An 18,919-nucleotide genomic window follows, 5' to 3' on the forward strand; every position below is an offset into this window, starting at 1 on the left:
CCCGCTACGGCGCGAACACGACCTCGTCGAAGCGCGCCACCACCTCGGGCGGCGAGCTGAACGAATAGGCCATCGGACCGACCTGCACTGTCGCAGGGAGTCCGTTGAAGACACTCGTGTGCAGCAGCTCCCAGGTGGAGCTGCCCAGGTCGCGGTGCCAGGCGGTGACCGTGTCGCCGGTCCGCACCAGGCGCAGCTCGCGGTGGGTGTCCGCGGCGGCCGACACGACCCACTGGCTGGAGGAGGCGTGGGTTTCCTTCCACTCGACGCCGGCGGGCTGGCCCGCGCCCCCGCTGCCAGTGGCCACGTGGCACCACTCGTGGGTGCCCGCTGCGAGCGCCGTGGGGTCGCGCAGGACCAGGCCGCCCAGGCGGTAGCCAGTCGCGGGCGCGGCGCCCGTGTCCCCGGGCGTGTGGACGTTCACCGTGCAGCGCACCTGGAAGTCGCCGGTCACCTCGCGCAGCACCGCCAGCCCCTCGCCGTCCTCGAACCACATGTCGGGCAGGCCCGCGGCCGAGGGCGTCAGGACGAGTTCACCGCCGGTGATCTCCACCGCACCGAGGTCGGGGTGCAGGGTCGACCAGCAGGCGTCGAGCTGGTCGACCGGCGGCTCCCAGGTCTCGCCCAGGCCAGCGATCGAGGCCACGCTGCCGCCCACGGCTCCGGTCGCTCCGAAGTCGACGAAGCCGCCCGTGAGGTCGATGGTCACGCCCTGGCCCACCGCGACGAACGGCAGGGGCGCGCCCGACGGGATCGGCGTGACGATCGTCGTACGGCCCGTTCCGTCGAGCACCGCGGGGCCGAGCAGGATGAAGGGCTGCACCAGGACCAGACACGCGTCCGCGTCGATGCAAAGGCCCATCGCAGCCGCGCCGGTGAAGCTGATGCCCAGGATGGCCGTGGCGCCGGGGGGGCCGTCGTAGATCTCCCAGCGGGTCGAGGCCCCGACGTAGAGGTCCTTGACCGCGAGATCGGGGCCGGTCTGGAGCGGGGACAGGGCACAGAGCAGGGCGGCGGTGGTCAGCATGGTGGTCGACTCTCCTGGGTGGATCCTAGCCCGCGGCGCCTGATAGCGCGTCGCCGCAGCCCCCGCCGCCGCGACCCGGGCTACGCGCGCGCCTAGTGGGTCTCGACGATGCTGTACCCTGCCGCCCCCATGAGCCCGATCGCCCGCATTCCACGCCCCAGACGGGCCCTGCTCGTCGCCGGCCTGACGCCGCTCCTCGTCCTATTCGCCTGCAGCGATCCGGAGCCGGATGCACCGAGCGGGCCCGCCGCCGGTACGGCCCCCACGGTCAACATCACGCCCGCCGACCTCGAGCCGCAGGACGCGATCCAGCGCATGCGCTTCGAGAACACCCTGGGCCAGGCCTACGGTGCGTCGCCGCCGACCGACGACCTCTTGGCCCTGGCCGCGGACCTGGGCCGCAGCGCGCGCGTGATCGACGGCAGTGTGGCCCTCACGCCCGACCGTCGGGCGACCACGGCCCAGGTGCTCTTGCCCGAGGTCGGGCTGCAGGCCAGCCTCACCGCCGACCCCCGCTCGCTCGAGATCTACCTCGTGCAGGCTGCGAACTCGAGCGACGCGACCTTCGCCCACCGCAGCCTGCGTATCGGCGTGACCGTCGACGGCAACGGTCAGGTCGAGTCCGGGCACGTCACCGTGCTGCACCACTTCGATCTCTCCAACCCGGCGGTGCTCGAGAAGTTCGGCGACCTGACCTACGCCGTGGGTTGGGCCATCACCGGCTCGACCTCGCGCGGCCTGCGCGCCGACCCGACCCTGGCGCGGCGGGAAGTGGGTCCGGACGGGGAGCCGACCCTGATGGTCGGACCCGAGGCCAGCGGCGCCTTCACCGCACCGGGCCGGCCGACGGCGACCGTGCGCCCCGGCGACAAGAACCTGACCGCCTGGTCGAGCTGGGCGGCGCTGCACGCGCGCCTGGCCGGGCGCTAGTCGGAGTTCGGGGCGGGGGCGCCCCCGCGGCCGGGGGAGCGTGGTAACACACTATGACCTCGTATTCGGCCCCCTGCCCCCTGCCCCGCCATGCTCCGATTCCAGCTCGCCGCCAGCACTCTGCTGCTGGGCCTCGCGGCCGCCCCGGCCTTCTCGCAGCAGTCCTTCGCCGACGCGACGTCCTCTGCCGGCCTGGTCTACAAGCACAAGGTCCTGGCGCCCTGGCCAATGCAACAGATGGCCGGCGGGGCCAGCGCCGGCGACTTCGACCGCGACGGCTGGGTCGACCTGTACCTGCCCAGCGACGGCATCGCGACCGAGCAGCTCTTCATCAACCAGCAGGACGGGACCTTCGTGGACCAGGCCGCGAGCTTCGGCCTGACCGGCAAGTTCCGCGGGGTCGGCTGCAACGCCGCCGACTTCGACGGCGACGGCTGGATCGACATCTACGTCACCTCCATGGGGAGCGACCCCGCGGAGTCGACCAACGGCGTGCATCGCCTGTACCACAACAACGGCGGCACGGGCTTCACCGACGTCGCCGTGGCAGCGGGGGTCGCGTCGACCAACGCGATTCCCGACGGGTACGGGCCCAGTTGGGGCGACTACGACCTGGACGGTGACCTCGACCTGTGGGTCGGCGGTTGGCACCACCTGGCCACCAACCCGCTCGTGAACCTGGGCACGCGCCTGTTCCGCAACGAGGGCGACGGCACCTTCACCGACGTGACCGTGTCGTCGGGTGTGTTCGACTTCGCCGTGCGCAGCTTCGCGGCGATCTTCGTGGACCAGGACGGCGACCGCTATCCGGAGCTGCACGTGGCGGCAGATTTCGGTACTGGTCAGTACTTCAAGAACAACCGTGACGGCACCTTCACCAAGCTCAACTGGTTCCTGCCGAACGGCGACAAGGTCCACAACGGGATGGGCACCGCCATCGGCGACTTCGACCGCGACGGCGACGCCGACTGGTTCGTGACGGCGATCTTCCCCTCGTGGAAGAACGCAGGGCCGCCCGGCAACCGGCTGTACATGAACGACGGCCAGCACCACTTCACGCCCCTGCCACCCAGCGGCGGGGTCGACGACGGGGGCTGGGGTTGGGCGGCGGCGGCGCAGGACTTCAACCACGACGGCTGGACCGACCTGGTCCACACCAACGGTTGGCCCCAGCCGGACCCGGTCACCGGGGGTGTGTTCACCGACGACCCGACGGTGCTGTTCATCAACAACGGTGACAACACGTTCAGCGAGACGGCCATGGCCTGGGGACTCGACCACACCGGCCAGGGGCGCGGGCTTTTGACCTTCGATCCCGACCGCGACGGCGACATGGACGTGCTGATCTGCACCAACAAGGGCGACCTGCAGTACTTCCGCAACGACCTCTCCGGCGCGGGGACCCATTGGCTGAAGGTGTGGCTGGACACCACGGGTCACCCTGGCGTCGCCCCCGACGGCATTGGCGCGCGTTTGGTGGCGGACTCGGGCGCTGGGGTGGTCCAGACGACTTGGATCACCGGCTGCTCGAATTTCCAGGCCAACAGCGAGCTGGTGGCCCACTTCGGATTCGGGGACCTGGCGAGCCTGCCCCGGCTCGAGGTGCATTGGCCCGACGGGTTCAAGACGGTGCTGAACGACGTGGCCCTCGACCAAGAGCTGACGGTTGCGGCAGTGCCGCCCTACTCGCACACGCCGCTGGTCGGCGGCCAGGTCAGCGACCTGGTCGTGGCTGGCCTCGAGCCCGGCGAGGTCGCCGTGTTCCTGGTCAGCGTGGACACGAGCCTCGCGGGCGGGACCTGCTATCCTTTCCTGGGCGACCTCTGCGTCGACCTGGTGAGTCCCTTCCAGCTGGGCTACGCGTTCGCCGACGCCAGCGGCACGGCGAGCTTCGCGGTGCCGATCCCCGCCGGGCTCCCGCCGGTCCCGATCGCGTCCCAGGCCGTGGTGCCCCGCGGACCCGGGTTCGAGCACTCACTCAAGACCAACGCCATCGTGGCGACGGTTCAGTGAGCGCCTGGGGCGCGCCCCGCGTCTCGTCGCGGTGCAGCACGGCGTGGGCGCTCTCGAGCTGATTTCGCCCCTTGCCCCTGGACGCCAGCCTCTTCGAGCTCGATCGGACCGCGTACACTCGACCTGTCTTCTTCAACCGCCTACTCGGTAGCACTCCATGAGAATTCTGATCGGACTGATCGCACTCGGCACTTGCCTGACCTCCCCTTTCCTCCTGCTCGGCGCAGCCACGGAAGCCGCGCACGTCGACCAGCGACAGGCCGCGACCGAGAGGGCTCAGGACCCTGCCCCGCTGCAATCCACGCCGTCGTCGCCGGCCCTGGCGGATTCCCCGCTATCGGGGGTCGCGCTCTTCGGCTCCGACCAAGCGGAGCTCGTCTCCATGGACCCCGAGGTCTGGTTCGCAGCCATGGCCGACCAGGACCCCGAGGTCTACTACTTCGACCCGGCTGAGTCGGACGACGGCGACATGGGCCCGCCGACCACGGTCAAGTGTGGGGACGGCATGCTGAGCTACGAGGATTGGCTGTCCTACCCGCCCGTCTGCGGGGCGACCCCCCAAGCAGCCATCAACAAGGCGAAGGCCAGTACGCTTCAGTTGATGATGAACAAGTTCAAGTGCGAAGACTGCCTCGGGGGCTACTGCTCCATCGGCATCAGCACGCTCCCCGGGAGCTGGGTCATCCACCCGGTCACCCCGGGCGGCGGGGGCCCGTGGAGCCTGTGCGGCGCGAACGAGTTCACGACCTGGGCCTCCTACAGCGGACCCTACATCGTCTTCTGCTCGGACTGCCCGGTCGACTAGACCGCCTGCGGGACGGTCTCGACCCCGCCGTCTGGTTCGCGCAGGCGTTCGTCCGGTGGCAGGCGCCGAACCGCCACCGACCACACCCCCTCTTCGATCGAGCGCCGATCGCCGAACGCGGCTGGCCTGGGTCGATGCTGACCGCGGGACCACTGACGCTCGCCCTGATCGCGCCTCTCGCGGCGGGCACGCCCGCCCCTCAACCCAGCGTGAGCGGCGGCGCCCAGCTGGGCAGCACGATCGCGGTGGACGGCGACTTCGACTCCAACGACGTCTGGACCGCCGTGGCGATCCACGGCGCGACGACGTTCGCCGCCGGGACCTCGTCCGCGCCCTACGGCGCGCGCTGGCTCGTCAGCGCTCGCGACCTCTCGAGCGGCGCGCTCTTGTGGTCGACCGACCTGTCCCTGTGCCCGGGGCTCGTGGACGCGGCGGTGGCCGATGCGGTCGTCGCCACCGACGGCGGCGCCGGCGTCCACGACCGGGCCCAGGCCCTGGCGCTCTCGGCGGACGGCGGCACCCTCTTCGCTGTGGGCCTGGGCAACGCGCCCTCGATCTTCGGGAGCTCGGCCACGGGCGCGCCGGCCTGATATTGGCGCTCGATTCCGCCTCGGGCGGCCTGTTGTGGGCCGACACCCACGACCCCACCGACCAGGACGAGGAGTTCCTCGCCCTGGCCCTCGCGCCCGACGGCGCGACGCTGTTCGCCGTCGGGACGCAGGACGTGCTGCCCTCGGCGGTCAAGGACCTCGACCTGGAAGCGGTGGCCTACGACGCCGCGGGCGAGACCGCAGTCCTCGTCGGCGCCGAGAGCTCGATCGTGGGCGGCGTGGCAGCCGGATTCGACCTGCTCGCGGGGCGGCTCCTGTGGACGCGCTCCTTCCCGGACTCCTTCGGGGCCTACCTCGACCGGGCCGCGCTCTCCGCCGACGGCAACACGGCCTACCTGGCCGGCGGTGACGACGACGGGCGCGTGGTGTCCCTGGGCGTCGACGCCGCCTCGGGTGACGAGCTGTGGCGCGGTGTGTTCGAACCCGCGGGCGCCGTCTACCTGGTCGCCGCTGACGACACTCGGACGGCGACCTACGACGACCAGCGGCGCCGCTTCTGGTGCGGCGCGTCAGAGCCCCTGCACGGGACGGACGTGGACGGGCTGCTGCTGGGTTACGACGACCCGACGCTCCTGGGCGACGAAGTCGAGCTCTCCCTGGCTGCCGGCGGGACCCAGCCGCTGTCGGCGCGGACGGGGCCGTCTTTGGCGGCGACGTGTACTTGCTGCTCGGCTCGCTCGGCGGGGCGTCGCCGGGGGTCGCTTTGGAGGCGCAGACCCTGCCACTCAACGTCGACAGCTACACCCTGCTGACCTTGAACGAGCCCGGCTCGGTGTTCCTGCCCGGCTCGCTGGGGACCCTGGATCCCGACGGCGGCGCCGACCTGGGGCTGGTGGTCCCCCCGGCCACGAACCCGGCGCTCGCGGGGCTGACGGCCCACCACGCGTTGGTCGTGATCGACCTGGGCTCGCCCTTCCTTGCGGTCGTCCACGCATCCAACGCGATCGCCGCGCACCTGATCCCCTGAGTTGGCCCCGGCACCCTGGCGCCGACCGGGACGGGGCGCCGTCGCGAGCCGTTGGCGCGCTCAGTTTCCCTCGGTGGTCCTCGGCGAGGTTGCGGCGAGGAGCTCGTCGACCACGCCCTCCTCGATCAAACGGCGGGCGATGGTCGTGGCCACCACGCGGTGCCCCGCCGCGCTGTAGTGCCAGGGGTCCTCGATCCGCGCCAGGGACTCATCCGCCCCGGCGTAGTCGGCACCGATCGTCGCGCGCCCGTCGACCATCAACATGCCGCGGCGGGCGATCTCCTCGCGCAGGGTCGTCATCTGCTCCAGGTAGTCGACGGCGGCGTCGATCACGAGCGGGCGCAGGCCGGCGGCCGTCACCTCGGGGAGCCACTGATCGCGCCAGAAGGAGAGCGGCGAGGGCGGGGTGTGCTGGACCTGGATGATGGTCGGCATCACGGCCAGGGCCAGCCGGGCCGACCTCGACTCCAGCTCCCGCGTGATCGTCGCCACGCGGTAGCCGCGGATGCGCCAGATGCCCGCGTAGCGCGGGGCGAAGGGGTTGGGGACGATGTCCGTCTCCAGGGCATTCCACAGGGCGGGCGGGATCGCCGCCTCGAAGACGTCGTAGAGGGCCAGCACCAGCGCGCCCCGTCGATCCTCCTCGACGAACTCCCTGGCAACCTGTTCGAAGCACTCGACGAAGATCCCCGGCAGGTCGAGTTGCGCGGCGCCGGGGTAGCGCTGGGCCACGGTGGCGCTGAGGCTCGCGAGGGCGGCGGCGCCGCGCTCTTGGCCGAGGAGCTCGAGCAGCACCGCCTGGCTGCCGCCCAGGAGCACCGTCCAGAAGCGTTCCTGAGCGCTGCCCGCGGGTGCCTTCGCGCGCCACGTGGGCAGCGGGATCCAGCGGTTGATCACGTGCTCGTTCAGCATCGCGAAGATCGCGGTGCGTGACTCGAAGCGGCGCGGCGCCTCGCCCGTAGGCACGTGGATCAGGTCCACGAAGCGGATGTCCTTGGCGACGGTCGCCCACAGCAGGAGGTCGGGCTCGAAGGGCCGGATCCGGTCCTCGTAGGTGCGCGCCATCTGCTCGAGGGTGTAGGCCTCGACCGCGAAGTTCAGCACGAACACGTCGCGCTCCTCGCCGCGCGCGTCGAGCTCGTCGTTCAGGAGCTGCTCCAGCACCCGCGGCCAGGTTTGCTGCTCGGTGACGCCGCTGCCGAAGGTGAGCGAGTTGCCGAGCACGGCGACCTTGAGCGGTGCATGCCTGCCCTCTTCCCGCTCGGCCTCCGCCTCGAGGAAGGCCCAATCGCGCTCGTCGCGGAAGCCCTGGGCGTTGATCCGCTCGCGCGCCACGGCGTCCAAACCCCACTTCGACTGGTTGGGCACGAGCACCCAGCCGTAACGTTCCGTGCGCTCCTTGATGGTGCGCTTGCCGAAGTCGCCGACGTGGTAGAGGCCGAGTTCGAGGGACAGGAGCGCCACGACGACGACGACGGTCCGCGCTCCGATCCAGAAGCGCCGTCCCGCGTCGTCTTGGCTCGCGTGGGGCTCAATCAATCGATCGTCTCCGTGGGACGTACGGTGACGTGGGACAAATGATCCCGCCACCGTACGACCCACGTCACCGTCTCGGGCGTCCTCAGCCCGCCGCGCTCAAGGCGCCCCGCCGCAGCAGGCCCCGAATCGTGATCACGTCGGCGGCGAAGCTCAGCATGTCGATGAAGCCGATCGAGTCCTCAATCGCGTCCAGACCAGGCTCGTCGTCGCCGAGTTGGTCGAGTGAGCGGTGGGTCCGCGCCAGCTCGCGCTCGAGGAACGAGACGTAGCTCGCGTACCCCTCCAGCTCGTCGCTCGCGGCATCGAAGCGAGCGCGGCGCTCCTCGGCAAGCTGCTGGGCCAGGTCCACGGACCGTGACAGGTGCGTATTGACGCGCTGCTCGTCGGCGAGCTCGAGCTGCGCCTGCAGCAACTCGTCCGAGATCACCGCCAGGTCGCCCTCCAGGCTGTCGATCCGCGCCAGGGCCTCCGAGTACTTGCCCTCCCACTTGGCCGTCAGGTCGGCCTCGATCTCGTCGTGTACCCGCTGGCGATAGCTCACCACCCGCGAGCCGATGATCGCCTGGAGGTCGGCCGGAGTGCGGTCCCACCAGGCCGAGTCCGCCGCAGCCAGCCAGTACTCGACGGCGGCCTCGTCCGCGCCGACCAGTTCCAGTGCCTGGGCCGAGAAGACCGCGGCCAAGAAGAACGGCTCGTCGGCCCCGGCCGCGGCCAGACCCATGCGGGCTTGGTCCATGGAGCGCGCCACCTCGGAGGCCAAGGCCGCGCTGGGCTGGCCCTGTTGGCTCAAGCGCGCGTAGTCGAGCACCGCGGTGAAGAACCGGCGGTGCACGCCGAGATCGGGAAGGAGCGCGACGGTGTCCGGATGCAGCACCGCGCCGGGCCGCTCCATGGCTGCCTGGATCGGCGCCGTGTCGAGCCCATCGAGGGCCGAGTAGAGCTCGTCGACCTCGGCGTCCGCACGCCGCCCGAGGGTCTTGCGCAGCTCCTTCACCACCGCCAGGTGCGTCTGCCCCCCACGACTGAGGAACAGCGACTCGACCCCGGCCGCGTCGAACAGCCCCGCCGCGAAGGCCGCGCGGTCGCGGTAGACCTCTTCCTCGACCCAGTAGCCGAGCTGGTCGCAGGTGCGGTCCACCCGCCGCGAGCGCAGCCCGGCCGTGACCCAGGTCCGCAGCTCCCCGGCGGAATCGAACTCCACCACGGGCCCGTCCAGGGCCGACCCCGAGGGCGCCCGCCCGGGTCCGGCGCCTGCCCCGGACCCCGGCGAATGGCAGGCGCAGGTGGCGGCGAGGGTCAGGCACAGGGCAGCGGCATTGAGCTTCACGGGACCTCCGGGGTGTCGACGGACGCCGGGCGAAGGGGCCCGAGTCGCGGGGGTCGATCCTAGCCCGTCTTCGCCGCCGCTGCCTCTGGCCTGGAGCCTCAAGTGGACTTGCCTCACCATCCGACTGCCCCGCACCGGTCACCAGGGTCCATGCCCAGCACGTCCAAGCTACGGCCTGCATCCGGCCCTCGCCCCCTGGCCCCGGATCCTTGCGATCGATGCGGGCTGGGGCAGCAACTCGATCATCGTCGGCGGCGTGGCGTCGTTGGAGCTCGTCGAGCCGACGACCAGTGCGGTGAGGGTCACAGTCGTGCCGACAAGGGTCGATTCGTCGATAGTGGGCGGCTGGCTGAAAGTAGCCCTGGGCATCCGTGACGCCGACGAAGCCCTGGAAGGCCGGCGTGCCAATCAGGCTCCATCGGGCGACCGTCAGAAATGAGCGGCAGGAGGAGGGAGGTCGCGCTCGCTAGCAGATCCAAGCCCGGCTCGGAGCCTGTGCCGTTGATCCAGAGCGCGTAGAAGGAGACTCCTGCGAGCACATGGCACCCGCGGTGTCTTCGCGCGGGCATCCGGGCACCGCCGAGATACCACCCCGTCGGACGCTGGACTAGCGCCGCTGCCCGAGCGCCTCTAGCCGGGCAAGCAATCCTTCAGCTACTTCGCGTTGCGCGCGTAGCGAGACCGGAAAGACCGCGACACAGCCGTCTGCGTAGCCCGCGGCGAGCTCGCTGCCGGCAGGATCGAAGGCCAAGGCCGTAACGGTGCTCGGACCCGTGCTCGAGTCGACCAGAATCACATCGAACCTCAGCCCGCAAATGGCGACGGGCCCGTCGTCGTCGCCGATCGCCAACATCGACGAGCGAGCGTCGAACGCAAGGGCCGTCACCGCCGAGATGCCGCCTGGCCGAGCTAGCTCGCGCCAATCCCGATCGCCCGTGCGGCGCGTTCGTATCGAAATGCGCCCGCCCACCGCCGCAAGCCAATCACGGTCGAGCGAAGAGGTCACCAGCGAGGTCTCGCCCCATTCAGGCTTCCACCCCGAGGGGACCGCAACCGAGGGAGACAGTGCCGTCGAAATCGCGTCCACGGACTCCGGTCTTGACTCCGACGCCGACCAGCCGCGCGGCCAACTCCGGATCGCACCGTCCTCGAATCGAGCGATCAAATCGCCGCTAAGTTGGTCGACTCGCAGATCGACGACGCCGTCACCACTCACGGTCAGCCGACTTCGCTGCGCCTCGGGCAGGAGCGGCGGGCGCGTCGAACCGGATCGAGGCCCTTGCAGCACCCGGCTCGCGCCACGAGCGCGTCCTTCAAGAACCTGAACGCGCCCCAGCATGTCCGCCACCGCGATCCAGGCCAAGTCCTCGGTCGCCGCGATCTGGTCGACGGGGTAGGTCCCCAGGTAGATATCGCCAAGCGGAGCCACGTCGTGTGCAGTCCAAAGGTGGACTCTCCCGCTGTCACTTCCGCTCACGACCCACCGACCGTCGCGCGATTGAACGGCGCTCGAGACGCGCGAATCGCCGGCTCGACGAGGAATTCCGAAGAACCCCATCTCGGGCGGATCGACTGCTGCAGAGATGAACTGCCCCTGCCCATCCACCGCAAGCAATCTCCGCTGGTCGGCGAATCCCTGAATCAAGTAAGAGCCGTCACTTCTGTCCAGCAGATCGCCCGACGCCGCACTGTGGAAGCGCATCTCCCAACTGGCTGACGACGCGATGATCTCGCCGTCGGTCGAGGTCGCGAGGCTCAGCCTCTGATTAGGGGGGTAGCTCGTCAGCAGCTCCACCTCGCCAGCGGCCCCCGAGGGGGTCCCGATGACGAAGACGCGGCCGGCGATGTCGCCGATTACCACGCGTGTCGGTCCGGCGCACGCCAGCGATTGGATTCCCTCGTCGCTCCCGACCGACCTCCCGGTGATTGCGCCAGTGCGCGGATCAGCCCAGAGCAGATCGCCGCGGTTCGTACCGATAACCAGCGCACCGACCGCGTCGAATGCGATGGCGGTGCCCTCGACGTCGCGCACCTCCACGGCCGCCCCGAGACTCTCGACGTCGACGACGAGGACCTGACCCCGTGAGGTGAGGAGGGCGAGGGTGCTCCCGCCCGGCGCAAACGCCATGCCGAGCAACGGGCCGTCGAAGCGCCCGAGCACGAACCGCTTCTCGGCAGCCACAATGGCACGTGCCAGCCCGATTCGAGCCGTTGGAGGGGTCGGGAGCCACGACGGTCGGACGGCATCGAGTGCCGCCTCCAGGGCCTCGCGCTCGGCACCGACCGTGTCCGCGAAGGCTGCCGCGCGATCCGACCCGGCGTTTCGACGAAGCATCTCGCGCGAATAGCCGATCGTCAGCACCGCGCCCGCCGAGAGCGCGAGCGTCACCGCGCCTACGGTCGACAGGGCCAGAACACGTCGTGCCCTCCGCCGCGCCGCGGCAACGAACTCGGTGGCCAACTTCGACGGACGCGGAAGGAGCTGCGGGTCGACTGCGGCACGGGCGGTCCAGGCCTCGAAACGACGCAGATCTCGGCCATCCAGGTGAGCGCTCCTGCTGGAAGCCTCCGCCCATTCACGAGCCGCCCGCAGAACCTGCGAAGCGAACCTCGACAGGACGAAGTCGGTTCGAGCCGCAGCCGCGATCGCCCGCGCAGACTCACCCACGGCGGGCCAGGTGAGGACCCACTGGGCGGACCGCACACTCAGGGGCAGACCCTCGCCCTCACAATCCGGATCGATCCGGACTGGCACCAGCCTCTGCCCCCACTCGCCCGCCAGTTCAAGCTCTCGTCGACACTCGGACGAGGATTCGAGTGACCTCGATACGAGCACGACCATCGCATCCGAGGACGCGACAAGATCGTCGATCTCGGAACGGAAGTCCGGGCTCCCTGGCGTGAGAAGCCAGTCGCCGACCGGCTCGATCCCGGTGGCGCCCAACGCTGTCGCAAGGGCAGCACGCTCACTACCGTCGTCGTGGGCATAGCAGACGAAGACCCTGAGCCCCTCCGCGGCACCACCAGCTTCAGCGTCCTCTTCCATGCCCACCACGCTTACGTTCTTCTGTCTGCCACGCGCGAAGTCATCGGCTGCAGCCAGAGAGTTCCATACAGCTTCGGAAGGCTGTCACAGCATCCCCATCGGATCCACGTCCACGCCGATGCGGGGGCGTGCGGTGGACTCCGCCAGCTCGAGCAGCAGCTCGCGGGCGGTGGCGAAGCGCGCCGAGCCCACCGGGGTCTTGACCAAGAGGTGGTGGCGGTAGCGGCCGCGCACGAGGGACATCGGCGCCGGGGCCGGGCCGAGGACGACCGCGTCGGTGCCGTCGAGGGCGGCGTGCAGGGCTTGGCAGGCGGAGTCGGCGACGCTGGCGGCTTTGCTGCCGTCCTCGTCCTCGAAGACGGCGCGCAAGATCCTGCCGAAGGGCGGGTAGCCCAGTTCGCGGCGCGAGACCAGCTCGGCCTCGGCGAAGCTCGTGAAGTCGTGGCGCGCGGCGAAGCGCACGGCCGGGTGCTCGGGGTTCTCGGTCTGGACCACGATGTGGCCGGCGAGGTCCGCGCGGCCGGCGCGGCCGGCGACCTGGCTGATGAGCTGGAAGGTGCGTTCGGCGGAGCGGAAGTCGGGCAGGTGTAGGGACGTGTCCGCCGAGACGATGCCGACCACGGTGACGCGCGGGAAGTCGAGTCCCTTGGCGATCATCTGGGTGCCGACCAGGAAGTCGAGCTCGCCCGAGCCGAAGGCCGAGAGGGTGCGCTCGTAGTCCTCGCGCCGGTGCATGGTGTCCGAGTCCATGCGGGCGACGCGCGCGGAAGGGAACAGCTTGCGCAGGGTGCGCTCCACGCGTTCCGAACCCGCGCCGATCATGCGGCCGCCGGGTGCCGAGCAGGTCGGGCAGTTGCGCGGCACCGCCGTCTCGTTCTGGCACAGGTGGCAGACCAGGCGGTCGATGTCGCGGTGCCAGGTCATCGGCACGTCGCACTGGGCGCAGCGCACGGTCGTGCGACAGCCCGGGCACCACAGGACGGGCGCGTAGCCGCGGCGGTTGAGGAACAGGATGCCCTGCTCGCCGCGCTGCAGCGCGCCCTCCAAGTGCTGACGCAGGTTGCGGGAGAACAGCGCGCCGAACTCGCCCGTGGGCTCGGTCCGCATGTCGACGATCTCGACCCGCGGCATGGGGCGGCCGCCAACGCGCTCGGGCAGGGACAGGTGCGCGTGGACGCCGGTGCGCGCGGCGTGCCAGGTCTCCAGGGCCGGGGTGGCCGAGCCCAGCACGCACACGGCCCCCTCGCGGCGCGCACGCTCCAGGGCCACGTCGCGGGCGTGGTAGCGCGGCGTCGAGGCCTGCTTGAACGACGGCTCGTGCTCCTCGTCGATCACGATCACGCCCAGGTCCACCACCGGCGCGAAGACCGCCGAGCGCGCGCCGACGATCACCCGCGCCTCCCCGTGCCGCGCACGCCGCCAGGCGGACAGGCGCTGGGCGTCGGTCATGCGGCTGTGCAGCACGGCCACGTCGTTGAAGCGCGAGCGGAACCAGCCCACGGTCTGGGGCGTGAGCGAGATCTCCGGCACCAGCACGATCGCCGAGCGCCCCGCGGCCAGGGCGCGCTCGATGACCCGCAGGTAGACCTCGGTCTTGCCGCTGCCGGTCACGCCCTCGAGCAGAAAGCTGCGGTGCTTGCGCGTCTCGACGCAGTGGCTGATGGCGTCCACCGCCCAGGCCTGGGCCTCGAACAGCTCCGGCGGCGTGCTGCGCTCGCGGCCCTGCTCGCCCACCTCGAAGGGCTCGAAGGCGGCCGAGCGCAGCTCGACCAAGCCCTTCTTGGCCAGGGTCCGCGCGGGCGACTCGGACAGCCCCAGCTTGTTCGTCAGGTCGCGCAGGCCGATCTCGCCCTCGATGCCGAGCAGGGTCCGCAAGAGGCGGTGCTGCTCGGGGCTCTTCTCCTCCAGCTCGGCCAGGGCCTCCGGCGTCGCTGCCTCGGTCGCGCGCGCCATCCAGATGCGTTTGGTCTGGCGCTCGCGCTTGAGCGGCGCCGGCAGGATCGCGCCCAGGGCCTCGCCCCAGGCGCAGCCGTACTGGGTCGCCATCCAGCGCGTCAGATCGAGCAGCGGCGCGTCGACCACCGGCTCGGTGTCGAGGCAGCGCTCGATGGCGCGCAGCTTGTGGGCCGCGGCCAGATCCTTGTCGCTCGGCGGACCCACCGCCACCACCACGCCGACCTCGGTGCGCCGCCCGAAGGGCACGCGCACGCGCACGCCGAGGGTCACGGCCCCTTCCAACTCGACGGGGATCGTGTAGCTGAACTCCGTGCGCACGGGCCGCGCCAGGGCCACGTTGGCGACGACCTTGGGCGGCTCCACCGGGGGCGCATCGACCTTCGGCGCAGCGGGTTTCTTGGCGCGCCTACGAGGCGGCCTCGGCTCGTCGTCGAGTTCTCCGAACAGGCCGGTGGCCACGGTAACGGGGGGCCCCTCGAGCCCTCAGCGGTCCTTGTGGTGGCCGGGCACGCCGTCCGCCAGGTACTTGGCGCGCACCGCGTCCTCGAGGTCGATGCCGCGCATGGACGCCAGGCTCGCTAGCCAGGCGAAGACGTCGGCGAACTCCCCCGCCAGCTCGTCATCCGGCGCCCCGCGGCGCAGGTCGCGGGTCAGCTCGCCGACCTCCTCGGCGAACCACATGTAGGTGCCCTCGAGGCCGCGCTCGGTGTCGCGCTCGAAGTAGAGCTGTCGGATCAGGTCTTGGAACTCGCGGATCTGCATGGGTCAGTCGTCCCTCCGAACAGTGACGACCGAGAGGTCCGCCGGGAACACCTCATCCGCGCAAAAGGCTTCGAGGTCCGCGCGCAGGCCGCGCAGGAAGCGGTCGGTCGACAGGCCCGCGCGCCCCACCACGAGCTGGTAGAAGCCGCGCTCGCCCAGCTCGTCGCCGTTCTCGTCGGGCAGGCCCGCGGCGGCGGCGCCGGCCAGGACCAGCCGGTCGCCGGGGGCCACCTCCAGGCGTTGGACGTCGAGCCGGCGCGCGAACACCGGCCCCTTGTCGAGGCCCAGCGCGAGGCCGCCGGGCTGCAGCACGCGCAGCTTGCCGTCCGCCGCGCCGATCCGCAGCACCGGCAGGCGGTGCCCGGCGCAGACCACCGTGGCCGCGTCGCCGCCGGGCTCGAGCTGCACGTAGAGGGCGCTGACCCAGGTGCCGCGCAACACGTCGCGGGCCAGCTCGCGGTTGACCTCGGCCAGGGCGGCGGTGACCTCGTCGCCGCGGCGCAGGGCCGAGCGCAGGAAGGCGCGGGCGGTGGCGCCGATCAGGGCCGCGGGCGCGCCGCTGGCGCCGACGTCGCAGACCAGCAGCCCGAGGGAGCCGTCGTCGAGCTCGATGAAGTCGTGGAAGGCGCCGCCGAGCTCGGGCCCGGCCAGGTGGAAGGCGCCCACGTCGAAGCCCGCCAGCAGGGGCGTGGCCAGGGGCATCAGCGCGTCGCGCACGGCGCCGGTCAGCTCCGCCTCGCGCTCTCGGGCGTCGAGCTCGAGCTCCGCCTCGCGGGCTTCGGAGAGCTCGTCGCTCATGCGGTCGAGCGCACGGCTGAGCGAGGCGATCTCGCTGCCCCCGCCGCCGACCCGCCCGCGGTAGCGCGGGTCGTGGATCGAGATCTGCCGCACGGACTTGATGATCGCGCGCAGGGGGCTCGTGAACTGGCTGGCCGCCCACCAGGCAACGCCCACGCCCACCAGCACCATGGCGGCCAGGATCGGCAGGACCAGGCCGAGCAGGGTGCGGCCCACGTCGTCGCGCTCGGCGGGCACGAACAGCCGCACCTCTGCGGAGCCCTCGCCGGCGCGGAACAGCTCGGCGTCCACGGCTCCGTCGACGCGCACGGGCTCGCTCGACACGCCCCCCTCGTGCCGCTCGCCGCGCCGCGTGCCCGTGCCGCCGGCCGCCCGCCAGGCGCCCGACTCGGCGCGCTCACTCAGCGCCACCGAGCTGGCCAGCAGCCGCTCGGCGTAGTTCTCGGTCACCGCCGTCGCGCTGCGCACGATCAGGTAGCCCGCCCCGCCACCCACGAGGACCAGCGCCCCCGCGATGGCGAAGGTGAAGCGCGCGGCGAGGCCGATGCCCCCCGAGCGCTCCGCTCCGCGTCCCCGACTCACCCGACCAGGGTCCAGTTGGCGGGCTCGAGCAGCAGCAGCCTCGCCGCCGCCATCACGGCCAGGCCGTAGAGCCCGGCGACCACGTCGTCGAGCAGGATGCCGTCACCGCCGCCCAGGCGCTCCATGCGTCGCGCCGGCGGGGGCTTGACGATGTCGAACAGACGGAAGACGAAGAAACCGACGATCAGCGTCAGGTAGGTCGGGCTGCCGAGCCACCAAACCGTGACCAGGTAGCCCACGACCTCGTCGAGCACGAAGATGCCCGGGTCCTTCTTGCCGGCGTAGGCCTCGGACCAGTCGCCGAGGCTGCGGCCGACCAGGTACACGAGCACGGCCGCCACGAGGCTCCACACGGCGAAGTTGCCGGTGAAGGACAGGCCCCAGGCGATGGCCACGCCACCCAGGGTCCCGAAAGTCCCGGGGGCGAAGGGCGAGCAGCCCAGGTAGCCGCAGGAGACGATGCCGAGCTTGAGTTTGTCCACTACGACACCATCCGCTGCAACTTGAGGACGTAGGTCGCGCCGGAGCCGACCGTGGTGATCAGGGTGCCCCAGACGGCGACGTGGGCGATCAGGCGCACGGCTTCGTACAGCGGCGTGGGCCACGGGATGCCGTGCAGGCCGAGCATCGCGCCGATGGCGATGCACTGCACGATCATCTTGAACTTGCCGAAGCGGTCGGCGCCGAACTCCAGGCCCTGGCTCTCGGCGTAGCCGCGGATGCCGGTCACGAGGAACTCGCGCGCCAGGACCACGACCACCACCCAGGCCGGCAGGAAGGGCTGGGACCAGGGCAGAACCGCCAGGAAGACGAAGGTCCCGACCACCAGCACCTTGTCGACGAAGGGGTCCGCGATGCGTCCGAAGGTGGTCACGTGGCCGTCGCGGCGGGCCAGCCAGCCGTCGACGAAGTCGGTCGAGGCCACGAGGATGAACAGCCAGAAGGAGATCGCCAGGGGCACGAACAGCTCCGTCGGCGGGCGATCGCCCATCCAGGCCAGGATTGCGAACAGGAGCAGGGCGCCCACGAACCGGATCGCGGTGATGCGGTTGGGCCAGTAGGCGAAGATGCCAGCGCTGTCGCGCCCGGTGGTGCGGACGGGAGCGGGAGCTTGCGGGGACTCGCTGGGCACTTCGGCGGCGCTCATTCGTCGTAGTCCGGCTCGCAGATCAGGTTCAACTCGTCGTCGACAGCGATCGGGATCCCCACGATACGGTCGCCGACGTCGATATCGACGTCCGCGGGCAGATCGACCAGGGCCAGGAGGTCGACCTCGGGGGCGTCGCGCTCGGGGCGGCAGACGGCGCGCAGGCCGGGCTCTGCGTCGGAGCCCGCCGGGTGCAGCTCGTCGATCAAGAGCACCTGGGGCTTGCCGATCAAGGCCTCCTGGCTGGCGCCAAGGACGCGGTCACGCGCGGCCAGGACGGCGCGCACGCGCTCGTCGGCCACGGCCGGGTCCACGCGCCCGGGCAGGTCGAAGCCGGTCGTGCCCTCCTCAGGGGAGTAGGTGAAGGCGCCCAGCCGCCCGAGGCGGTACTCCTCGACGAAGGCGGCCGCCTCGGCGGCGTCGGCGTCGGTCTCGCCGGGAAAGCCCATCAGGAGGGTCGTGCGCAGGGTCAGATCCGGGACCTCCTCGAGCAGCCGGTCGAGGATCCGACGCACCTGGTCGCCGGAGCCGTGGCGGCGCATGGCGCGCAGGACCGGCGTGGCGATGTGCTGGACCGGGATGTCCAGGTAGTTCGCCACGCGCGGGTGGTCGCGCAGCAGTTCGGTCAGGCCCCAGGGGAAGCGGTTGGGGTAGGCGTACATGACGCGCACCTGGTGCTCGCCGTCGAGGTCGGCCACGGCGCGCACCAGGTCGGGCAGCTCCAGATCCATGTCGCGGCCCCAGGCGGTGGAGTCCTCGGCCACCACGACCAACTCGCGCACGCCCGCGCCGATCAGCTCCTCGGCCTCGGCCAGGACGGCGGGCAGGCGCTTGGAGCGGTGCTTGCCGCGCATGATCGGGATCGCGCAGAAGCTGCACTGGTGGTCGCAGCCGTGGCTGATCCGCAGGTAGGCGTAGGAGCCGGGCGTCGCGAGCAGGCGCGCGCCCTCGCGCTCGTCCCCGCGCCCCTCGAGGGCCTCGAGGTAGGCCGGCACCCGCTCGCCGCTGCCCAGCTTGAAGATCGACTTGGCCAGCTCGCCGTAGTCGGAGATCTCCGCCCACAGGTCCACGTCCGGGTACTTGCGTTGGAGCTGGCGCTTGTAGCGCTGCACCAGGCAGCCGGCCACGGCCACCGCCTTGATGCGCCCGGCGCGCTTGTGGGCCAGCTGCTCGGCGATGGCCGAGTTCGACTCCTCGCGCGCCAGCCCGATGAACGAGCAGGTGTTGACCACGACCACGTCGGCCTCGGCCGGGTCCCCGGTGACCATGCAGCCCGCTTCCGCCATCCGAGCCAGGATCAGCTCGGAGTCGATCAGGTTGCGGGCGCAGCCCAGGTGGACCAGGGCGGTGGTGACGGGGCTCGCGGTGGGTTGGGCGGTGGAGGAGGGAGGCACGGGCTGGCTCGGGGC

At 71.2% G+C, this 18,919-nt stretch carries 16 protein-coding genes; 6 read left to right on the plus strand and 10 right to left on the minus strand.

Annotation, left to right across the window (positions count from 1 at the left end; translation table 11 throughout):
- Nucleotides 1-4: 4 nt before the first annotated feature.
- Entirely contained in the window at nucleotides 5-1,027 is a 1,023-nt protein-coding gene (locus tag Pla133_RS23230) for a DUF1349 domain-containing protein (RefSeq protein ID WP_145069775.1), read from the minus strand.
- Between the two features lie 129 nt (nucleotides 1,028-1,156).
- On the opposite strand from Pla133_RS23230, the gene Pla133_RS23235 reads away from it, so the two are divergent.
- From Pla133_RS23235 to Pla133_RS23260, 6 genes are all read left to right on the plus strand, one after another.
- On the plus strand, nucleotides 1,157-1,957 hold the full coding sequence (locus Pla133_RS23235) for a hypothetical protein (RefSeq protein ID WP_145069777.1): 801 nt from the start codon (nucleotides 1,157-1,159) through the stop codon (nucleotides 1,955-1,957).
- 90 nt (nucleotides 1,958-2,047) lie between these two features.
- Nucleotides 2,048-3,970, plus strand: a complete 1,923-nt coding sequence (locus tag Pla133_RS23240; RefSeq protein WP_145069779.1) for a CRTAC1 family protein — start codon at nucleotides 2,048-2,050, stop codon at nucleotides 3,968-3,970.
- Between the two features lie 157 nt (nucleotides 3,971-4,127).
- Complete coding sequence (locus tag Pla133_RS23245) at nucleotides 4,128-4,775, plus strand: hypothetical protein (RefSeq protein WP_145069781.1); 648 nt, start codon at nucleotides 4,128-4,130, stop codon at nucleotides 4,773-4,775.
- Nucleotides 4,776-4,909: 134 nt separating this feature from the next.
- Nucleotides 4,910-5,365 (plus strand): hypothetical protein, encoded by a 456-nt coding sequence (locus Pla133_RS23250; RefSeq protein ID WP_145069783.1) that lies wholly within the window; start codon nucleotides 4,910-4,912, stop codon nucleotides 5,363-5,365.
- A 2-nt stretch (nucleotides 5,366-5,367) separates the two neighbouring features.
- Complete coding sequence (locus tag Pla133_RS23255; RefSeq protein ID WP_145069785.1) at nucleotides 5,368-6,138, plus strand: PQQ-binding-like beta-propeller repeat protein; 771 nt, start codon at nucleotides 5,368-5,370, stop codon at nucleotides 6,136-6,138.
- A gap of 2 nt (nucleotides 6,139-6,140) precedes the next feature.
- Nucleotides 6,141-6,353, plus strand: a complete 213-nt coding sequence (locus Pla133_RS23260) for a hypothetical protein (protein WP_145069787.1) — start codon at nucleotides 6,141-6,143, stop codon at nucleotides 6,351-6,353.
- 60 nt (nucleotides 6,354-6,413) lie between these two features.
- Here the strand turns inward: Pla133_RS23260 and Pla133_RS23265 are convergent, their stop codons facing one another.
- The 9 genes from Pla133_RS23265 to rimO form a co-directional block, all read right to left on the minus strand.
- Entirely contained in the window at nucleotides 6,414-7,892 is a 1,479-nt protein-coding gene (locus Pla133_RS23265) for an SGNH/GDSL hydrolase family protein (RefSeq protein ID WP_145069789.1), read from the minus strand.
- 82 nt (nucleotides 7,893-7,974) lie between these two features.
- On the minus strand, nucleotides 7,975-9,219 hold the full coding sequence (locus Pla133_RS23270; RefSeq protein ID WP_145069791.1) for a hypothetical protein: 1,245 nt from the start codon (nucleotides 9,217-9,219) through the stop codon (nucleotides 7,975-7,977).
- Nucleotides 9,220-9,826: 607 nt separating this feature from the next.
- Nucleotides 9,827-12,265: a toll/interleukin-1 receptor domain-containing protein gene (locus tag Pla133_RS23275; protein WP_145069793.1), complete on the minus strand. Its 2,439-nt coding sequence runs from the start codon at nucleotides 12,263-12,265 to the stop codon at nucleotides 9,827-9,829.
- An 84-nt stretch (nucleotides 12,266-12,349) separates the two neighbouring features.
- On the minus strand, nucleotides 12,350-14,680 hold the full coding sequence (priA, locus tag Pla133_RS23280) for a replication restart helicase PriA (RefSeq protein ID WP_145069795.1): 2,331 nt from the start codon (nucleotides 14,678-14,680) through the stop codon (nucleotides 12,350-12,352).
- A 24-nt stretch (nucleotides 14,681-14,704) separates the two neighbouring features.
- Entirely contained in the window at nucleotides 14,705-14,983 is a 279-nt protein-coding gene (locus tag Pla133_RS23285) for a MazG nucleotide pyrophosphohydrolase domain-containing protein (RefSeq protein ID WP_145069797.1), read from the minus strand.
- Nucleotides 14,984-14,986: 3 nt separating this feature from the next.
- The gene (locus tag Pla133_RS23290) at nucleotides 14,987-16,363 is read right to left on the minus strand and encodes a PP2C family protein-serine/threonine phosphatase (RefSeq protein WP_145069799.1); all 1,377 of its coding nucleotides are present in this window, start codon (nucleotides 16,361-16,363) and stop codon (nucleotides 14,987-14,989) included.
- Nucleotides 16,360-16,845: a phosphatidylglycerophosphatase A family protein gene (locus Pla133_RS23295; protein WP_145069802.1), complete on the minus strand. Its 486-nt coding sequence runs from the start codon at nucleotides 16,843-16,845 to the stop codon at nucleotides 16,360-16,362. Before Pla133_RS23295 ends, Pla133_RS23290 begins: the two co-directional genes overlap by 4 nt.
- A complete protein-coding gene (gene pgsA, locus Pla133_RS23300; RefSeq protein WP_145069804.1) occupies nucleotides 16,845-17,510 on the minus strand; it encodes a CDP-diacylglycerol--glycerol-3-phosphate 3-phosphatidyltransferase in 666 nt (221 codons plus the stop codon). The genes Pla133_RS23295 and pgsA overlap by 1 nt, the downstream gene beginning before the upstream one ends.
- Nucleotides 17,507-18,904 (minus strand): 30S ribosomal protein S12 methylthiotransferase RimO, encoded by a 1,398-nt coding sequence (rimO, locus tag Pla133_RS23305; protein ID WP_419191887.1) that lies wholly within the window; start codon nucleotides 18,902-18,904, stop codon nucleotides 17,507-17,509. Before rimO ends, pgsA begins: the two co-directional genes overlap by 4 nt.
- Nucleotides 18,905-18,919: the final 15 nt, after the last annotated feature.

The organism is Engelhardtia mirabilis (assembly GCF_007748095.1).
GTDB lineage: Bacteria > Planctomycetota > UBA1135 > UBA1135.

Excerpts from the sequence above, each read along its gene's own strand:
- pgsA (WP_145069804.1), bottom strand. The coding sequence starts at position 17,510 with ATGAGCGCCGCCGAAGTGCCCAGCGAGTCCCCGCAAGCTCCCGCTCCC.
- Pla133_RS23240 (WP_145069779.1), top strand. The coding sequence starts at position 2,048 with ATGCTCCGATTCCAGCTCGCCGCCAGCACTCTGCTGCTGGGCCTCGCG.
- Pla133_RS23275 (WP_145069793.1), bottom strand. The coding sequence starts at position 12,265 with ATGGAAGAGGACGCTGAAGCTGGTGGTGCCGCGGAGGGGCTCAGGGTC.
- Pla133_RS23285 (WP_145069797.1), bottom strand. The coding sequence starts at position 14,983 with ATGCAGATCCGCGAGTTCCAAGACCTGATCCGACAGCTCTACTTCGAG.
- Pla133_RS23245 (WP_145069781.1), top strand. The coding sequence starts at position 4,128 with ATGAGAATTCTGATCGGACTGATCGCACTCGGCACTTGCCTGACCTCC.
- Pla133_RS23250 (WP_145069783.1), top strand. The coding sequence starts at position 4,910 with ATGCTGACCGCGGGACCACTGACGCTCGCCCTGATCGCGCCTCTCGCG.
- Pla133_RS23235 (WP_145069777.1), top strand. The coding sequence starts at position 1,157 with ATGAGCCCGATCGCCCGCATTCCACGCCCCAGACGGGCCCTGCTCGTC.
- Pla133_RS23230 (WP_145069775.1), bottom strand. The coding sequence starts at position 1,027 with ATGCTGACCACCGCCGCCCTGCTCTGTGCCCTGTCCCCGCTCCAGACC.